Origin of the sequence: Polaromonas sp. (genome assembly GCF_049790275.1) — a bacterium.
Lineage (GTDB): Bacteria > Pseudomonadota > Gammaproteobacteria > Burkholderiales > Burkholderiaceae_C > Polaromonas.
In genome coordinates this window covers 84,503-100,926 of record NZ_JBAQYR010000041.1, presented here as the reverse complement: position 1 = coordinate 100,926, position 16,424 = coordinate 84,503, and the positions used below count along the sequence as shown (strand labels likewise).

General features: G+C 64.1%; 17 protein-coding genes. 9 read left to right on the top strand and 8 right to left on the bottom strand.

What is annotated here, in order from left to right:
• Positions 1–14: 14 nt before the first annotated feature.
• A complete protein-coding gene (locus tag WA904_RS05470) occupies positions 15–932 on the top strand; it encodes a YgfZ/GcvT domain-containing protein (protein ID WP_425196113.1) in 918 nt (305 codons plus the stop codon).
• Between the two features lie 16 nt (positions 933–948).
• Entirely contained in the window at positions 949–1,809 is an 861-nt protein-coding gene (locus WA904_RS05465; protein ID WP_425196112.1) for an NRDE family protein, read from the top strand.
• A gap of 4 nt (positions 1,810–1,813) precedes the next feature.
• On the opposite strand, the gene WA904_RS05460 is transcribed toward WA904_RS05465, so the two are convergent.
• Both WA904_RS05460 and WA904_RS05455 read right to left on the bottom strand, forming a co-directional pair.
• Positions 1,814–2,671, bottom strand: a complete 858-nt coding sequence (locus WA904_RS05460; RefSeq protein WP_425196111.1) for a YbgC/FadM family acyl-CoA thioesterase — start codon at positions 2,669–2,671, stop codon at positions 1,814–1,816.
• Between the two features lie 3 nt (positions 2,672–2,674).
• A complete protein-coding gene (locus WA904_RS05455) occupies positions 2,675–3,634 on the bottom strand; it encodes an alpha/beta hydrolase (RefSeq protein WP_425196110.1) in 960 nt (319 codons plus the stop codon).
• Positions 3,635–4,096: 462 nt separating this feature from the next.
• Between WA904_RS05455 and WA904_RS05450 the strand changes: the two genes are divergently transcribed.
• Positions 4,097–5,233: an iron-containing alcohol dehydrogenase gene (locus tag WA904_RS05450; RefSeq protein WP_425196109.1), complete on the top strand. Its 1,137-nt coding sequence runs from the start codon at positions 4,097–4,099 to the stop codon at positions 5,231–5,233.
• A 34-nt stretch (positions 5,234–5,267) separates the two neighbouring features.
• The gene (locus tag WA904_RS05445) at positions 5,268–5,669 is read left to right on the top strand and encodes a YciI family protein (protein ID WP_425196108.1); all 402 of its coding nucleotides are present in this window, start codon (positions 5,268–5,270) and stop codon (positions 5,667–5,669) included.
• Between the two features lie 14 nt (positions 5,670–5,683).
• Here WA904_RS05445 and WA904_RS05440 read toward each other — a convergent pair whose 3' ends face one another.
• Both WA904_RS05440 and WA904_RS05435 read right to left on the bottom strand, forming a co-directional pair.
• The gene (locus WA904_RS05440; protein ID WP_425196107.1) at positions 5,684–6,820 is read right to left on the bottom strand and encodes a phospholipase; all 1,137 of its coding nucleotides are present in this window, start codon (positions 6,818–6,820) and stop codon (positions 5,684–5,686) included.
• 114 nt (positions 6,821–6,934) lie between these two features.
• The gene (locus tag WA904_RS05435; protein WP_425196106.1) at positions 6,935–9,298 is read right to left on the bottom strand and encodes a Tex family protein; all 2,364 of its coding nucleotides are present in this window, start codon (positions 9,296–9,298) and stop codon (positions 6,935–6,937) included.
• A gap of 122 nt (positions 9,299–9,420) precedes the next feature.
• Between WA904_RS05435 and WA904_RS05430 the strand changes: the two genes are divergently transcribed.
• From WA904_RS05430 to WA904_RS05415, 4 genes are all read left to right on the top strand, one after another.
• Positions 9,421–11,301, top strand: a complete 1,881-nt coding sequence (locus WA904_RS05430) for a monovalent cation:proton antiporter-2 (CPA2) family protein (RefSeq protein ID WP_425196105.1) — start codon at positions 9,421–9,423, stop codon at positions 11,299–11,301.
• 105 nt (positions 11,302–11,406) lie between these two features.
• On the top strand, positions 11,407–11,919 hold the full coding sequence (locus tag WA904_RS05425) for a hypothetical protein (protein ID WP_425196104.1): 513 nt from the start codon (positions 11,407–11,409) through the stop codon (positions 11,917–11,919).
• A gap of 95 nt (positions 11,920–12,014) precedes the next feature.
• A complete protein-coding gene (locus WA904_RS05420; RefSeq protein WP_425196103.1) occupies positions 12,015–12,773 on the top strand; it encodes a DUF1223 domain-containing protein in 759 nt (252 codons plus the stop codon).
• A 16-nt stretch (positions 12,774–12,789) separates the two neighbouring features.
• Positions 12,790–13,260 carry a DM13 domain-containing protein gene (locus WA904_RS05415; protein WP_425196102.1) on the top strand — a complete coding sequence of 157 codons (471 nt, stop codon included), beginning with the start codon at positions 12,790–12,792 and terminating at the stop codon, positions 13,258–13,260.
• Positions 13,261–13,290: 30 nt separating this feature from the next.
• On the opposite strand, the gene WA904_RS05410 is transcribed toward WA904_RS05415, so the two are convergent.
• Positions 13,291–14,259: a LysR substrate-binding domain-containing protein gene (locus tag WA904_RS05410; protein ID WP_425196101.1), complete on the bottom strand. Its 969-nt coding sequence runs from the start codon at positions 14,257–14,259 to the stop codon at positions 13,291–13,293.
• A gap of 91 nt (positions 14,260–14,350) precedes the next feature.
• Here WA904_RS05410 and WA904_RS05405 point away from each other — a divergent pair, with 91 nt between their 5' ends.
• Positions 14,351–14,665, top strand: a complete 315-nt coding sequence (locus tag WA904_RS05405; protein ID WP_425196100.1) for a DUF2917 domain-containing protein — start codon at positions 14,351–14,353, stop codon at positions 14,663–14,665.
• Here the strand turns inward: WA904_RS05405 and WA904_RS05400 are convergent.
• The 3 genes from WA904_RS05400 to WA904_RS05390 are packed head-to-tail and all read right to left on the bottom strand — an operon-like array spanning position 14,662 to position 16,363.
• Complete coding sequence (locus tag WA904_RS05400) at positions 14,662–15,093, bottom strand: SRPBCC family protein (RefSeq protein WP_425196099.1); 432 nt, start codon at positions 15,091–15,093, stop codon at positions 14,662–14,664. The genes WA904_RS05405 and WA904_RS05400 overlap by 4 nt on opposite strands.
• A 14-nt stretch (positions 15,094–15,107) precedes the next feature.
• Positions 15,108–15,467, bottom strand: a complete 360-nt coding sequence (locus tag WA904_RS05395; protein ID WP_425196098.1) for a VOC family protein — start codon at positions 15,465–15,467, stop codon at positions 15,108–15,110.
• Positions 15,446–16,363 (bottom strand): helix-turn-helix domain-containing protein, encoded by a 918-nt coding sequence (locus WA904_RS05390; protein WP_425196097.1) that lies wholly within the window; start codon positions 16,361–16,363, stop codon positions 15,446–15,448. Before WA904_RS05390 ends, WA904_RS05395 begins: the two co-directional genes overlap by 22 nt.
• Positions 16,364–16,424: the final 61 nt, after the last annotated feature.

The window sequence follows — 16,424 nt, the reverse complement described above, 5'->3', positions numbered from 1 at the left end:
TGCCCTTGAACAGCATGCCATCCGGCGTTGCCGAACTGGCGCATCTGGGCGTGATCCGTGTGGCCGGCGAGGAAGCCGCCAAATTTCTCCAGGGCCAGCTGACGCAGGATGTCGCGCTGCTGGGCCTGTCCGAAGCGCGCCTGGCCGCGTTCTGCAATGCCAAGGGCCGCATGCAGGCCAGCTTCATCGTCTTCAAGCGCAGCCACGAAGAAATCCTGCTGGTCTGCAGCCGCGACATCCTGGCCGCCACGCTGAAGCGCCTGTCCATGTTTGTGCTGCGCGCCAAGGCCAGATTGAGCGACGCCACGGCCGACTACGCCCTCTGGGGCCTGGCAGGAAACGCTATTGATTCCATAGCTGGTGGCGCCCGTCCGGTATGGGAGAAAGCCGACTTTGATGCTGCAAATCTGGTGTTTTTATACCCCGGCGCCGGCCAACCGCGTGCGCTCTGGTGCGCTCCCACTGGCACCCCGCCGCCCGCGGGCGCGGCCATGCCGCTGGACCGCTGGCACTGGCTCGAAGTGCAGTCCGGCATCGCCATGATCACCCAGCCCATTTTTGAAGCCTTTGTGCCGCAGATGCTCAACTACGAGTCGGTCGGCGGTGTGAATTTCAAGAAGGGTTGTTATCCGGGCCAGGAAATCGTTGCACGCAGCCAGTTTCGCGGCACGCTCAAGCGCCGGGCCTATGTGGCGCACACCGAAGGCACGGCGCATACCGGCCAGGAAGTTTTCCACGCCTCGGATGCTGAGCAGCCCTGCGGGCTGGTTGCCGCCTGTGCGCCCCACCCCACGGCGGGTTTTGATGTGATCGTGTCCATGCAGACCTCCGCAGCGGCAGACGCCGAAGCCGGGCGTTTGACCCTGGGCAGCGCCGCCGGCCCTGCCCTGGCCCTGCTGCCGCTGCCCTACCCTCTGCTTGAAGATATCTAAGTAAGGGGCCCGGTCGGTGTGCCTGATTTCCTTTGCCATTGGCGCCTCGGAGCGCTGGCCACTGGTGATTGCCGCCAACCGCGACGAGTTCCTGGACCGGCCCACCCTGCCACTTGCGCGCTGGCGCACGGAGGCGGGCACCGAAGTGATTTCCGGTCGCGACCTGCGCGCCGGTGGCACCTGGATGGGCCTGACTCCCGGCGGCCGCCTCGCCATGCTGACCAATGTGCGCGAGGTGCCGCGGGTCATCGGCGAAAGGTCGCGGGGCGAACTGGTCATGCGCTGGCTGGACAGCGGCATGGATGCCAGCCAGTTCGTCGCCGGTACTGACCCCACGGCTTACGGCACATTCAATCTGGTGCTCGGCGATTTCCAGCCCTCTTCCCGGCCGTCCCGGCCTTACTGGCACTGGCTCAGCAACCAGCCGGGGTTGGACTGGCAGGCCCGTGAACTGGGCCCGGGCCTGTATGGCTTGTCGAACGGCGCGCTGGACACGCCCTGGCCGAAAACCGTCGCGCTGAAACAAGCCTTGCAGAACGCCCTGGCGTCATCCAGCGAGGAAGAACTCCAGGCAAGCCTCTGGTCTGCGCTGCAGGACAGGCAGCGCGCCAGCGACCCGCATTTGCCGCGCACCGGTGTGCCTCTGCCGCTGGAGCGTGCGCTGTCGAGCGTGTTTGTCGATTTTCCAGAACACGGCTACGGCACGCGCAGCAGCACCGTGCTGGTGGCCCGGGCCGGTGAAGGCGCCGGTCCGGGATTGAGCTGGGACTTGTTCGTCGAGGAAACCACCCATGCTTATGCGGCTACGGCCACGCCTGCGCAGGCAGGCCGTCAGCGCTGCGAGCTGGCCTGGCAGCGAAGCCGGGCCGCAAGCTGAAATTTCAGAGCGCCTTGACCATCTCGATGTGCGGGATGTCCACCTCATCGAAAGGCTCACCGCGCGGCTGGAACCCCAGGCGGTTGTAGAAACCCTCGGCGCTGCGCTGGGCGTGCAGCAGCACTTCGGTGTCGCCACGTTCGCGGGCCGCCGCCATCAGCGCCCCCAACAGTTCGCGACCCAGGCTGGAACCCCGCAGCACCCGGTTGACGGCCATGCGGCCGATTTTTCCGCTGCCCGCTGCATGCTGCAGAAGGCGTCCGGTACCGATCGCCTGGCCCAGGCCGTTGTAGGCCACGGCGTGCACGGCAGTGGCGTCGGCTTCGTCCCATTCCATGTCCATCGGAATGCGCTGCTCCTCGACAAACACGGCCGTGCGAATGGCTGCTGCGTGGGTGCCCAGTTCGTCCCACGAGCCGAGCTTGACTGTCACCATCGGCTCGCCGGCTTCAAAACCGGTCAGGATGCGGCGCAGGCTCTCGGGTACCGGCCGCGAGGTTTGCGTTACCGGGTCGGCAAACACGTAGATCAGTTCGCTGGTGATCAGCAGCTGGTCGCCGCGGAAGATCGCGCCGGTGAATACCATGGACGAGTTGCCGATGCGCGAGCACTTCATGGCAACGTCGAGCTGGTCGTCATGGCGCGCCGAAGCATGGAACTCGACCGAGGCCTTCTTGACGTACAGCTCACCGCCCAGCCGGTGCATGGCTTCTTCATAAGGCAGGGCCAGCGCGCGCCAGTAATCGGTGACGGCGGTGTCGAAGTACATCAGGTAGTGCGCGTTGAAAACAATTTTCTGCATGTCCACCTCGGCCCAGCGCACGCGCAAACGGTGGAAAAAACGAAAGTCCTGTCGTTTCATAAGTCAGCTTCTTGTGTCAAAGGCTTGTTGAAGGGCGCGGGCGGCATCCTGGTGGGCCTGCCGCGCTTCGGGAATGATGCGGCCCATCTTGATGAACTCGTGGGTGACGCCGCGGTAAATTTCCAGGTCGACCGGCACGCCCGCCGCGCGCAGCTTATCAGCGTACATCACGCCTTCATCGACCAGGGGGTCGCATTCGGCCAAGCCCACCCAGGCCGGCGCCACGCCGTCCACGTCGGGTGTGTTCAGCGGCGCAAAACGCCAGTCCTCGCGGTCGGCGGGGCCGCGCACATAACAGCTGAAAAACCAGTTGATCTCGCGCTCTTCCAGCACAAAGCCTCGCGCAAATTTGCGGTGCGACTCTGTGTCCTGGTGGGCGCTGCAGCCGGGGTAAAAAAGCAGTTGCAGGGCCAGTGGCAGGCCGGCGTCACGCGCCAGCACCGCACACATCGCGGCCAGGGTGCCGCCGGCGCTGTCGCCACCGACGGCCAGCCGGCTGCCGTCCGGGTGTTTTTCTGCCGCATGGGCAGCCAGCCACTGCAGCGCGTCCCAGGCGTCATGCGCGGCGGTGGGAAATTTGTGCTCTGGTGCCAGCCGGTAGTCCACCGACACCACGGCGCAACCCGCCAGATGGCTGAGCTGTCGGCACAAAATGTCGTGCGAGGCGATGCTGCCAATCGTGAAACCGCCACCGTGGAAATACAGCAGCACCGGCAGCTTGCCGGCCGAGGGCGCATACAGCCGGGCCGGCAAGGCATGGCCGTCACGCGCCGGGATGCTGAAGTCTTCCACACGCGCCAGCGCGGGCTTGGGGATTTCCAGCACACCCGCACCGGCCTCGTAGGCTGCGCGGGCCTGGGTGGCAGTCAGCGTGTGAAACGCCGGGCGCCCGGCGCGCACCATGCGGCTGATCACGTCGCGCATGGCGGGCGTCAACAGGGCGTGTGCAGATTGTCCGCGCATCTAGTGTTCTGTCCTGCAAATAAAGGCGATATGAAATCGCCCAGTCAGCCACCATGCAGCGTTGCTCGTCGTTGCCATAGCTACGGCTATGTCGCCTCCTCGCGCCTTGCCTGACAGCTGACTGGACAATTTCATTTCATCACCTTATTTGCGGGACAGAACACCAGGGAAAACGGCCGTCATCGGGATCTGCATGCGCGTCATGGGTGTCTCCGGCTGTTCAGGTAAGGTGATGGGGTTAGGGAAGCGCTGAACAAGTCCCTTGCGGCGCGCGATCAGACGGGCTTGGGCGGTCTGCTGCGTTGAATTTCTTGCCAATAGCCAGCTATTGGCTGCGAAATCCGCCTTGCATCCCATCCCAATCCGCCTGCCGCGCATCCACAAGAACTTATTCAGCGCTTCCTTAGGCAAGAATACATAAAATCGACCCGCATCCTACAACGCCGAAAGAGACAGCAAGCCATGGCCTTCATCTACTACGTCACCCAGATCCAGTTCGACTACGGGGCAGTCAAGCTCCTCAAGCAGGAATGCGAACGCGTGGGCATCAGCAAGCCGCTGGTCATCACCGACCCCGGCGTCAAGGCGGCCGGTGTTCTGCAAAAAGCACTGGACGCCCTGCCCGGCATGACCGTTGCGGTGTTCGACCAGACGCCTTCGAACCCGACCGAAGCCGCCGTGCGCGCCGCCACCTCGATGTTCAAGGCCCAGGGCTGCGACGGCCTGATCGCCGTCGGTGGCGGTTCGGCGATCGATTGCGCCAAGGGTGTGGCGATTGCCGCCACCCACGAAGGCCCGCTCAAGACCTATGCCACCATCGAGGGCGGCTCGCTCAAGATCACCGACCGCGCCGTGCCGCTGATTGCCGTGCCGACCACCAGCGGTACCGGCAGCGAGGTGGCGCGCGGCGCCATCATCATCCTGGACGACCACCGCAAGCTGGGCTTTCATTCCTGGCACCTGGTACCCAAAACCGCCATTTGCGACCCTGAGCTCACGCTGGGCCTGCCCGCCAAACTGACGGCCGCCACCGGCATGGACGCGATTGCGCACTGCATGGAAACCTTCATGGCGCCCGCCTTCAACCCTCCGGCCGACGGCATTGGCCTGGACGGCCTGCAGCGCGGCTGGGCGCACATCGAACGCGCCACGCGCGACGGCAGCGACCGCGAAGCCCGCTTCAACCTCATGAGCGCCTCGATGCAGGGCGCGATGGCCTTCCAGAAAGGCCTGGGCTGCGTGCACTCCTTGAGCCACAGCCTGGGCGGCGTCGATCCGCGCCTGCACCACGGCACGCTGAACGCGATGTTCCTGCCGGCGGTGGTGCGCTTCAACGCCAGTGCCGAGTCGATTCAAAAGGAAAACCGCCTGAACCGCATGGCACAAGCCATGGGCCTGCAGTCGGGCAGCGACATTCCCGAAGCCATCAAGGACATGAACGCCCGCCTCGGTTTGCCCACAGGCCTGGCCGAGATGGGGGTGCAGCGCGGGCAGTTCGGCAAGATCATCGAAGGCGCGCTGGCCGACCACTGCCACAAGACGAATCCGCGGATTGCGACGGCCGGGGAGTATGAGGAGATGCTGGGGGCGTCGCTCTAGGACTGCACTTCCCGCCAACATGAACAGGCCGGCCATGAAAGAAAACACCCTGTCCTCCGAATACCTCGTCATTTCCCGCGGCCAGTGGGACCGGGACCTACCGCCCGAGCGGATACAAAGCGCCATCGATGATTTCTATGCCTGGCATGACCGGCTGGTCGCCGAAGGCAGGATGAAAACCGGGCAACGGCTGGCGAGGGAAGGAAAAATTGTTTCCCGTGACAAGGTGATGGACGGCCCTTTCAGCGAGGCCAAGGAATTTATCGGCGGCTACTGGTTCATCCTGGCCAGCAGTCTTGAAGAAGCTGCGGAAATTGCTTCGCAAAACCCGTGCATGGCCTGCGGCCTGGCCTACGAGGTCCGGCCCATCGAGACGGTGCGCGCCAGCGCCTTTACCGTGACCTGTGAAACCCCGGAAGGCGCGCAAACCTCATAGACGAGGCCTCCCGGTCACAGCGCCGCCACACGTCCCATATCCGGCTTCTCCAGCCACCCCTGAAACTCCTCAGCCAGCTGCCGGCTCGCCGCCACGGCCGCACCCCAGACTTTCATGCGGCCTTGCGGGTCCTTGTTGTAGCGCACGAAGTCGTTGCGGTCGGGCAGCTTGCCGTTGGGGAGGGTCTTGATCCAGGCTGGATCGGGCGCGAGCAGCACCATGTTGTCGAGGAAGCGCGTGGCGCCATGGCGCCATTTCAGGCCCTTGTCGAGCCAGCCGGGCACCACGGTTTTCTGGAAGTGCGGGTAGAGCACCAGGCCGGATGAAGCCGTATTTTTTGAGCCAAAAGTGCCTGTATCCCCCGTCCCACCTGCGCCACCAGCTATCAAATCAGAAGCATAGTTGAGGTGCAGATGGTAGTCGGTGATGCCGCCGTCCCAGTAGGCGCCCGGTGGCGCGCCGGGGATGTTGTGCACGGCCTTGAGCATGAAGGGGATGGAACAGCTGGCCTGCAGCGCGGGGTTGAAGTTGGCCTCGGTCAGCGCCAGCTGGCGCGTGCGGTAGTCGCCGGTGGCGAAGGGAAGTGCCGCGTCCTGGCTTGAAAACACCACCCGCTCCAGCCAGGCGCCCATGGCCTTGCGGTGCAAAGTGTTGGTGAGAAAAGCACCCAGGTAACCCAGCGGCGTGCCCAGCCCATGTTCACGGCGCAGCATGTGGCGCCCGCGCGAAGTGACGATGTGCAGCCGGTAACGCGGGTGCTGCAGCACCTGCTGTACCCGGCCGCCGTAAAAGTCTTTCAGGCTCTGGCCGAACTGCTCGCTGACGATCTGCGCCGGCGGCAGCTTCTTGCCGGGCGGCGCGGCGATGTGCTGCTGGATGTAGTCGTTCTCCAGGCGCTGGAAGGCGGTGACCGGATCGTCCAGGCAGGCTGTGGCCATGCGCCACGCACCGATAGAGGCGCCAACCAGATGCACCTCCTGCGTGCTGGCTGTCAACCAGTCGCCAAAAATGAAGCGGTCCAACGGACCCAGCACCAGACCCTTGGGTCCGCCGGCTGCACCCGGCACCACGCGCACGTCCTGCGGGTTCAGGCCGTGCTGTTCAATATGCCGGCGTGCCTTGGGGCCGGCGTAAATGCGGAGGGCTTGCATGGAAGTCAATGCACTTGCTATGGTTTTTGTAGCTGCTTGCGCCCGTGCGTATTGGGCAATCTGGCTATTTTCCTATGAAAAACCGGCGCATGCAGTCTTTTCGGCGGCTGGGCCCTACTTCTTCAGGGCCGCCAGCTTGCTGAAGGCGGACTCCATGGCCGTCGAAGCGGCTGGTTGCGGCGCCCTGCCCTGGCCGCCATAGTTGCCGCCGCGGTTCTGGTTCTGCCCCGGGCGTGCGCTTTCGAAGCGGTTGTCGCGCGGTCCGTCGCGGCGGGCGGGGGCGGCGTCGAGCTTCATGGTCAGCCCGATGCGTTTGCGGGCCACATCGACCTCGGTCACGCGCACTTTCACGATGTCGCCGGTTTTCACCACCTCGCGCGCATCGGTGACGAACTTGTTGGAGAGCTGGCTCACATGCACCAGGCCGTCCTGGTGCACGCCGATGTCGATGAAGGCACCGAAGGCGGCCACGTTGCTGACCGTGCCTTCCAGGGTCATGCCTTCTTTCAGGTCCTTGATGTCTTCCACGCCATCGTTGAAGCGTGCCACTTTGAAATCCGGGCGCGGGTCGCGGCCGGGTTTTTCGAGCTCGGCAATGATGTCCTTCACGGTGATCACGCCGAACTGCTCGTTGGCAAACAGCTCGGGCTTGAGTGTCTTGAGCATCTCGGCGCGGCCCATCAGCTCGGCCACCGGCTTGCCGGTGTGCGCCATGATTTTTTCGACCACCGGGTAGGTTTCGGGGTGCACACCCGTCATGTCCAGCGGGTTGCTGCCGGAGCGAAGGCGCAAAAAGCCCGCGCTTTGTTCAAAAGTCTTGGCACCCAGGCCGGTGACTTTGAGCAAATCGGCACGGCTGGCAAACGCACCGTTGGCGTCACGCCAGCGCACCACGGCCTTGGCCACGGTATTGCTCAGGCCCGAAACGCGTGCCAGAAGGGGCACGCTGGCGGTGTTCAGGTCCACGCCCACGCTGTTCACGCAGTCTTCGACCACGGTGTCCAGGCTGCGCATCAAATCGCTCTGGTTCACGTCGTGCTGGTACTGGCCCACGCCAATCGACTTGGGGTCGATCTTCACGAGTTCGGCGAGTGGGTCTTGCAGGCGGCGCGCAATGCTGGCGGCGCCGCGCAGGCTCACGTCCACGTCGGGCATTTCCTGGCTGGCAAATTCGCTGGCTGAATACACCGAGGCGCCGGCCTCGCTGACCACAACTTTTTCGATGACCTGCCCCACCTTGGCCATGCCCTTGATCAGATCGGCGGCCAGCTTGTCGGTCTCGCGGCTGGCCGTGCCGTTGCCGATGGCGATCAGGTTGACGCCGTGCTTCTCACACAGTTTGGCCAGGGTGTGCAGCGAGCCGTCCCAGTCCTTGCGCGGCTCGTGCGGGTAGACGGTGGAGGTTTCGACCAGCTTACCCGTCGCATCGACCACCGCGACCTTGACCCCGGTGCGGATGCCCGGGTCCAGACCCATCACCACACGCGGGCCGGCCGGTGCGGCCAGCAGCAGGTCGCGCAGGTTGTCGGCAAACACCTTGATGGCGACCTTCTCGGCCTCTTCGCGCAGGCGGCTGAACAGGTCGCGCTCGATGGACAGGCTCAGTTTGACGCGCCAGGTCCAGGCCACGCATTTGCGGATCAAGTCGTCTGCCGCCCTGGCCTTGTGGCTCCAGCCCAGGTGCAATGCAATTTTTCCTTCGGCGATGCTGGGTTGCCCCGCTTCCGGTGGCACAGGCAGTACCAGCTTGGCGTCCAGGATTTCGAGCCCGCGGCCGCGGAACACGGCCAGTGCGCGGTGAGAAGGCACGCGGCCAATCGGCTCGTCGTAATCGAAATAGTCGCGGAACTTGCTGTTGTCGGCGTTGTTCTCGTCCTTGCCTGCGACCAGCTTGGATGACAGCAGCCCTTCGCTCCAGAGCCACTGGCGCAGCGCCTGCAGCAGTGCTGCGTCTTCCGCCCAGCGCTCGGAAAGAATGTCGCGCACGCCGTCGAGCACGGCCTGCACGGTCGTGAAGTCGTCGCCGTTCTCGCTTTTTTCGGCTTTGACAAAGGCGGCGGCTTCATCTGCCGGCACCAATGCCGGGTTGTCAAAGAGCTTGTCGGCCAGCGGCTCTATGCCGGCTTCGCGGGCAATCTGCCCCTTGGTACGGCGCTTCTGCTTGAAAGGCAGGTACAGGTCTTCCAGCTCCTGCTTGGTTGGTGCAGCTTCAATGGCGGCGATCAGCTCGGGCGTGAGCTTGCCCTGCTCTTCGATGCTTTTGAGCACCGATTCACGCCGCTCCTGCAGCTCGCGCAGGTAACCGAGGCGAAATTCGAGTTCGCGCAGCTGGATGTCGTCGAGACCACCGGTGACTTCCTTGCGGTAACGCGCGATGAAGGGTACGGTGGCGCCGCCGTCGAGCAGCTCAACAGCGGTTTTGACCTGATGTTCCTGGACCTTGATTTCTGCCGCGATCTGGCGAATGATTTTTTGCATGTATTTCTGAAATTACCCTGGAGAAAGTGGGCGAGTGTGCCACATCGCCGGGGCGGCCCTGCCCCTGAAAAGTCCGATAACATCTCCCCCTCCCTTCTCTCAACCCGGCACGCAGGAGTCGCATGGCAGTCGAACAAGGCAGTGAGCTGGTCAAGGTGGTGATTTTGCTGGCCGCCGGTGTGCTGGCCGTGCCGCTTTTCAAGCGGTTGGGCCTGGGCTCGGTGCTGGGTTATCTGGCCGCCGGGCTGGCCATCGGCCCCTTTGGCCTGGGCCTGTTCAGCGAGGCCGGAACCATCCTGCACCTGGCCGAACTGGGCGTGGTGATGTTCCTCTTTGTCATTGGACTGGAGATGCAGCCGACCCGGCTGTGGACGCTGCGGCGCCAGATCTTCGGCCTGGGCCTGATGCAGGTGGTGGTTTGCGGCGCCCTGCTCACGGCTCTGGGCATGGGGGCCGGGCTCAAGCCGGTGGTGGCCTTTATTGCCGCCATGGGGTTTGTGCTTTCTTCCACGGCCATCGTGATGCAGCTGCTCGAAGAGCGCGGCGACACCTCGACACCGCGCGGCCAGCGCATGGTGTCCATCCTGCTGCTGGAAGACCTGGCGATTGTTCCTTTGCTGGCCATCGTGGCCTTTTTATCGCCGGAACCGGCCGATGGCACCGGCGTATCGCGCTGGGTCAGCATCGGTGTGGCACTGGCGGCCATCATTGGCCTGGTGGCGGTCAGCCGCTGGCTGCTGAACCCGCTGTTTCGCGTGCTGGCGCGGGCCAAGGCACGCGAAGTCATGACGGCCGCAGCCCTGCTGGTGGTGCTGGGCGCTGCCCTGGCCATGCAGTGGGGCGGCCTGTCGATGGCGCTGGGGGCTTTTGCCGCCGGCGTGATGTTGTCCGAATCCACCTTCCGCCATCAGCTCGAAGCCGACATCGAACCCTTCCGCGGCATTTTGCTGGGCCTGTTTTTCATGGGCGTGGGCATGTCGCTGGACCTCAAGCTGGTCCTGGCCGACTGGCCGCTGATTCTTGGCGGTGTGCTGGCCTACATGGCGCTCAAGGGCGTTGGCATTTACACGGTGGCCCGCATCACAAAATCAAACCACGGTGATGCCTTGCAACGCACGGCCATGATGGCCCAGGGCGGCGAGTTTGCCTTTGTGCTGTATTCGGCTGCGGCTGCGGCCGGCATTGTGGAAGCCAATGTCAATGCCATCCTGACGGCCGCCATCATCATCTCGATGGCGCTGACCCCGCTGGCCGTTTTGTCGCTGCGCTGGTTCCTGCCCGACAAACCCGAGCAGGACATGGACGGCGTGGAAAGCGTGGAAGAGACCGATGGCCTCAAGGGCAGCGTGCTCATCATCGGCTTCGGCCGCTTCGGCCAGATTGCCAGCCAGTCGCTTCTCGCGCGCGGCATCGACATTGCCATCATCGAAAACGACACCGACATGATTCGCGCGGCAGCGAAGTTCGGCTTCAAGGTGTATTACGGCGACGGCACACGCCTGGACGTGCTGCATGCCAGCGGTGCAAGCCATGCGCGTGCCATATTGGTCTGCGTTGATAGAAAAGAAGCCACCAGCCGCATCGTTGAGCTGGCCAAGCACGAGTTCCCGCTCACGCCGGTGCTGGCGCGTGCCTATGACCGCCAGCACGCGATCGAATTGCTTCGTAGCGGCGTGGACTACCAGCTGCGTGAAACCCTGGAGTCGGCCATGGTTTTCAGCAGCGAGGCGCTGCGCCGCCTGGGCGTGGAAGAGGCCGAGGTGGTGGAAATCGCCGAAGACATTCGCCGCAGGGATGCCGAGCGCCTGCAGTTGCAGTTGTGCGGCGACATCAGCAGCGGCATCGACCTGATGCATGGCGGGCGCTGGACCCCGACTCCGCTGACGCGGCCCAAGCAAGTTGGCAAGGCGCTCAATGAAGAAGCGGCCGAAGCCATGGAACCGGAGGCTACCGCAGCACCCGGCGCGCCGGAACCGGCAGACAGTGCAGCAAAACCTGGCTGAAGCCGGCTGATCCAGGCTCCATGCGCTCGCGCGGAGAGGCTTTTTTCCTACAGACGGCCCCGACGGCGACCACCATGATCAAAGCTTCAATTTCTGGAGCCGACCATGCGTATCCGAACCATTGTGCTGATTGTTGCCATTGTCCTCATGGCTGGTTTTGCGGCGCTGAACCTGGATGAATTCTCCCGGCCTTCCATGCTGAGCCTGGGCGTCACCACGGTGCAGGCGCCGCTGGGCATGGTGATGCTGGTTCTGCTGGTGGCGGTGCTGCTGGTGTTCCTGGCCACCACGCTGTACATCCAGAGCACCCACCTGCTCGAGATGCGCCAGTCCACCCGCGCGCTCGCCACCCAGCGCGAACTCGCCGACAGGGCCGAAGCTTCGCGTTTTACCGAGCTGCGCCACTATCTGGAAACCCAGGCGCAAACCGCCCAGCAACGCGAAGCTGCGCATGCCACGGTACTGGCCGAACGGCTGGCCCAGACGCAGGACGCGCTGGTGGCCAAAATCGACCAGTCCGGCAACACGTTGGCGGCCTACATCGGCGAGCTGGAAGACCGACTGGACAGCCGTGACGGTGTCCGGCCGGCACGTGTGGACACGCCTTCACTGCTGTGAGCCCTGCTTCACGGGGGTGACGGGCACACCAGCGCTGTAAGAAGCGGCGCTGCCGCACGACCAAGAGGGGTTACCGTTTCACAAGGACCCCGGCCATGGCTATAAACGCTTCCAAATTCATAGCTGCCTGCGCTTTACTGGCGGGCGCTACAGCCACATTTGGCATGCAAAATCAGTGCACCGCCGGTTCCGGCCCATTGGTGACGCCGGTGCTGGAGCTGTACACCTCCGAAGGCTGCAGCTCCTGCCCGCCGGCTGATAAATGGGCCTCAGCCTTCAAGGGAAAAGACGTGGTGGTGCAGGCCTTTCATGTGGGCTACTGGGACTACATCGGCTGGGTGGACCGTTTTGCGGCGCCTGCGCATACCACCCGCCAGCGCGAAGTTGCCGGCAGGAACCGGCTGCGAAACATCTACACGCCGCAGGTGGTTGTCAATGGCCGCGACTGGCCTCAATGGCGTGGTGCAGAACAACACATCAGCAGCCAGAAGGAAGCCGCCCAGGTTCGCATCGAGCTCAGGCAACTGGCCGCGGATCAGTTCGAAGCCACGGTCACGCCGGTCAACGCGGTGGCGCCCGTGCCGGCGTGGGCGGCCTACTGGACAGTCACCGAGCACGGCCATAACTCGAAGGTGAAGGCTGGCGAAAATGCCGGTGAATTCCTGAAACACGATTTTGTGGTGCGGCAATACACCCAGGCCGGCGACTACAGAAGCGCCGATGCCACTCCCAAAAAACTGGGCTTTCGCAGCCTTGCCGCCACGCCCGGCCACGAGCGCCAGGTCAATCTGGTGGTGTTTGAGCCGGCCAGCGGCAAGACCCTGCAGGCCCTGAGTCTTCAATGCGCGGGCTGAACCGGCTTTCAGGCACATGAAGAAAATCCTGGTTTTAGCCAGCACCCATGCCGCCACGCTGCTGCTTGGTTTTTTGCTGGGCATTTACCTGTTGCCGATCCTGACCGCGCCAGGAACGCCATCGCTTGAAAGCATCATGGCGATTGCGCGCAGTTCCGAGTTCAAGGGAAATTTTCGCCGTGACCTGCAGGGCAGCGACCTGTTGCACTGGGGCGAAGGTGAAGTTTCGGTGGGCAAACAAACCATTGCATTGATGGGCAAGATCTCGCCCGGCCCTGACTACAAGCTGTACCTGGTACCGGAGTTTGTTGAAAACGAGGTCCAGTTCCTCAAGCTCAAGGCGCGCTCGGTGCGTGTGGGCGACATCAAGACGTTCGAAACCTTCGTCGTGCCCGTGCCTGAGGGCGTGGACATCACTGCCTACACCACCGTGCTGGTCTGGTGCGAGACTTTTTCGGAGTTCATCTCGGCGGCGAAGTACCGCTAGGAACCTGGGCACGCCGGATCAGGGCCCGTTTCACGCGCAGACGATCTTTGCGTCTTCAGCTTCGGCCAGCAACCAGCGGACGAAATCCTGCGCATCGGCATTGCCGGCGGCACGCGGTGCCATGTTCACAAAGTAGCCCATGCGTGAGGCCACGCCGCTGAAGGGCGCGACCAGCCTGCCCTCCCGCAGCAGCTCGGCGAGCAAAGGCAGGCGCCCGATGGCTACCCCCTGCCCTGCAACCGCCGCCGCGACCACATCGGAATATTGCGAAAACCGTAGCGTGTTTTTCATTCGCACTTCAGGCAGCCCCATGACCTTGAACCAGGGCTCCCAGTCGATGGTCAGCGGCTGGCCCTGAGGCATGTCGGTGGCAAGCAGGGTGTGGTCCACCAGGTCCGCCGGCTTTTTCAGGGGCAAGGCGCGGTTCTTCAGCAGCAGCGGTGAACACACAGGGGTGACGGTTTCCTCGAACAGGGCACTTCCCACCGCATGCTCGATGGTCCTCAGGCGGACCGAGACGTCGATGCCGCTTCGTTCCAGGTCCAGCACTTCCAGCGTGGCGGAGATACGCACATCGACCCCGGGGTGTGTGGCGGTGAAGCGGGCCAGCCGCGGAATCAGCCACAGCGAGGCAAAGCCTGGCGTGGTCGTGATGGCCACCTGCCGCGCGGTGGTGGTGGCGCGTACGCTGGCGGTGGCATCGCGCAGCCGCTCCAGGCAGTCGCTGACGGCGCGCTGCATGACCTTGCCGGCGTCGGTCAACGCCAGCGCACGATGGCGCCGTTCGAACAGCGCCGTGCCCAGGTCGGCTTCAAGCTGCTGGATCTGCCGGCTGACGGCCGATTGCGTGAGGAACAACTCGGCCGCCGCGTGCGTGAAGCTCAGCGTCCGCGCGGCCGCTTCGAAGCTGTAGAGCAGCTCCAGCCGCGGCAGTTCACTGCGGCGTATGCCCTGGGGGAGCACCAGGGGAGATGTTGATTTCACATTCGGTAGCGGCATGCGAAGGATTCCAAATGACCGTTTGAACACTCTGGGGGCGGCCAGTATATTCATTTCCATACCGAATGTGAAACCGAAAGAGAGGCCTGCCATGCCGACCGATTCAAGTCCCATTGCCCTGAGCCTCGCCCACCAGGCGATGTTCAGCGTGTCCGACGCCGCCGGCGTGCAAATTCTCTGCCATGAAGGCAGCCTGTGGGTCACGCTCGATGATGATCCGCGCGACATCATGGTGGACGCGGGCGGCAGTTTTCTGACCACGGAACACCGCCGCGCGCTGATCTACGCGATGGAGCCTTCATCCCTCAGCCTGGTCGTGACGCCTTCAGTTGCCGCGGCGCGTCCTGCCGGACGAACGCAGGCGACGCCCGCCGTCAAGGTGACGTTTGCACTTCAGCCCGCCTAAGGGATGTCGTTTGATCGGCCCGAACCGGCCGGCGTCTGGGGGGACAGCGTGTGTTTCATCACCTCGATGCCCTGCGCCATCATGGCGTCAACAAAGCCGGCAAGCTCGGCTGGCAGCACATCGGTGATCCAGACAAAGCGCGTCCGGTCCTCACCTTCGGCAAATACCTGCGCCGACGCCTGGTGGTGTGTCGCCTTGCCGCCTGCCACTGAATAGCAGAGCCGGCGGGCGGACTCGTCGAGGCCGACCAGCAGTTCACGCGCCACCAGGCCGCTGGCGAAGGTCACGATGCGCGCGCCTTCTTCCAGCCGGCAGTCGGTCACAAAGCCGGGCGCCAGGCGCTGGTGCACGGCACCGAAATCACGCAACGCGTCCCAGACCTGGTTCACGCCGGCCTCGACCATGAATTCCCTGTAAACCGTGGTCATGGTATGTCTCCGGCTCAGGGGCAGACAGCTTCGACGTTGTTGCCGTCAGGGTCGATCAGGAAGGCCGCGTAATAGGTCGGGCTGTAGTCCGGGCGCGGGCCGGGCCCGCCGTTGTCACTGGCACCGGCCTTCAGGCCGGCCTTGTAAAAGGAGTCTACGGCCTTGTGGCTGGCTGCACGGAACGCAATGTGGGTACCCGGACCCTTGGCGCCTTTGGCTGCGTAAAGCCACAAGGCCGGTGCATCGGCCGGGCCGATGCCGGCGTAGCTGTCGTCGTGGGAGCCCAGCACATGGCCCAGCGGTGCCAGTGCGGCTTCATAAAAACGGATGCTGGCTGCGAGGTCCCTGACCTTTATGCCGAGGTGGTCGTACATGGTGATTTCCTGCTTGAAGAGTGAGTCAAGCGGTCATCATCGAGCAGCGCGGCCATGCGGTCTTGGAGAATCTTGCGCTCCCCTTTCAGCCCCTTCCTCGCGGCCTGGCGGAAGGCGCGCGGTGAGACGCCGGCCGCACGGTGGAAGGTGCGCACGAAGTTGCTGAGGTCGGCAAACCCGACGTCCAGCGCCACATCGGTGACGGACCGGTCGCCATCGGCCAGCAGCCGCGCCGCGTGGCGCAGCCGGGAGCGCACCAGGTACTGGTGCGGCGAGACGCCGAGTACCCGCGAGAACAGCCGCAGGAAGTGAAACGGGCTCAGCCCCGCCTGGCTGGCGGCGTGCTCAAGGGCAATGTCTTCCTGCGAATGGGTGTGGATCCACATCGCCGCGTCCACGGCACGCTGGCGGTCCTGGGCGGTGGCGCGCTGCGGCGTTGGCCGGCGGCCTGCCACCACGTCCACAAAACGGGAGGCGAACCACAGGCCGGCTTCGTCCAGGCCGACATCGCTCTGGTTCGCAGCCGCCGCCTGCGCCAGCTCGCCCAGCACCACGAGTTCGGGCAAGGGAGGCAGGCCGCCGGTGCGCCAGGTGCCGGCGTCGCCGCCGATCAGGTCGACAAAGCCCGGCGAAAGATGAAAAGCCAGGCACTCGTCGCCGCAGACATGGTGGTCATGCGTGCACATGAACTCGTCGCCCGGGTGACCCACCAGCACCGAGCCGGCCACCAGTTCATAACTCTCGCCGCGCGTACGGTAGCCAAAGCTGCCCTTGCGCACGTAGGACACCGAGTAGCCGCCGTGCACCTCGGTGAAAGGCGTGGCATCGGGACCGCTGTTGCAGCGGTAGTCCACGACCTCGATGGGGCCGGACTGCAGTGCGGTGGCGATCAACATGGCCACTCCTTCCCACGGGCTGAAAAGTGTGAAATCGTCGATGCCATGAGGCGGATTATGG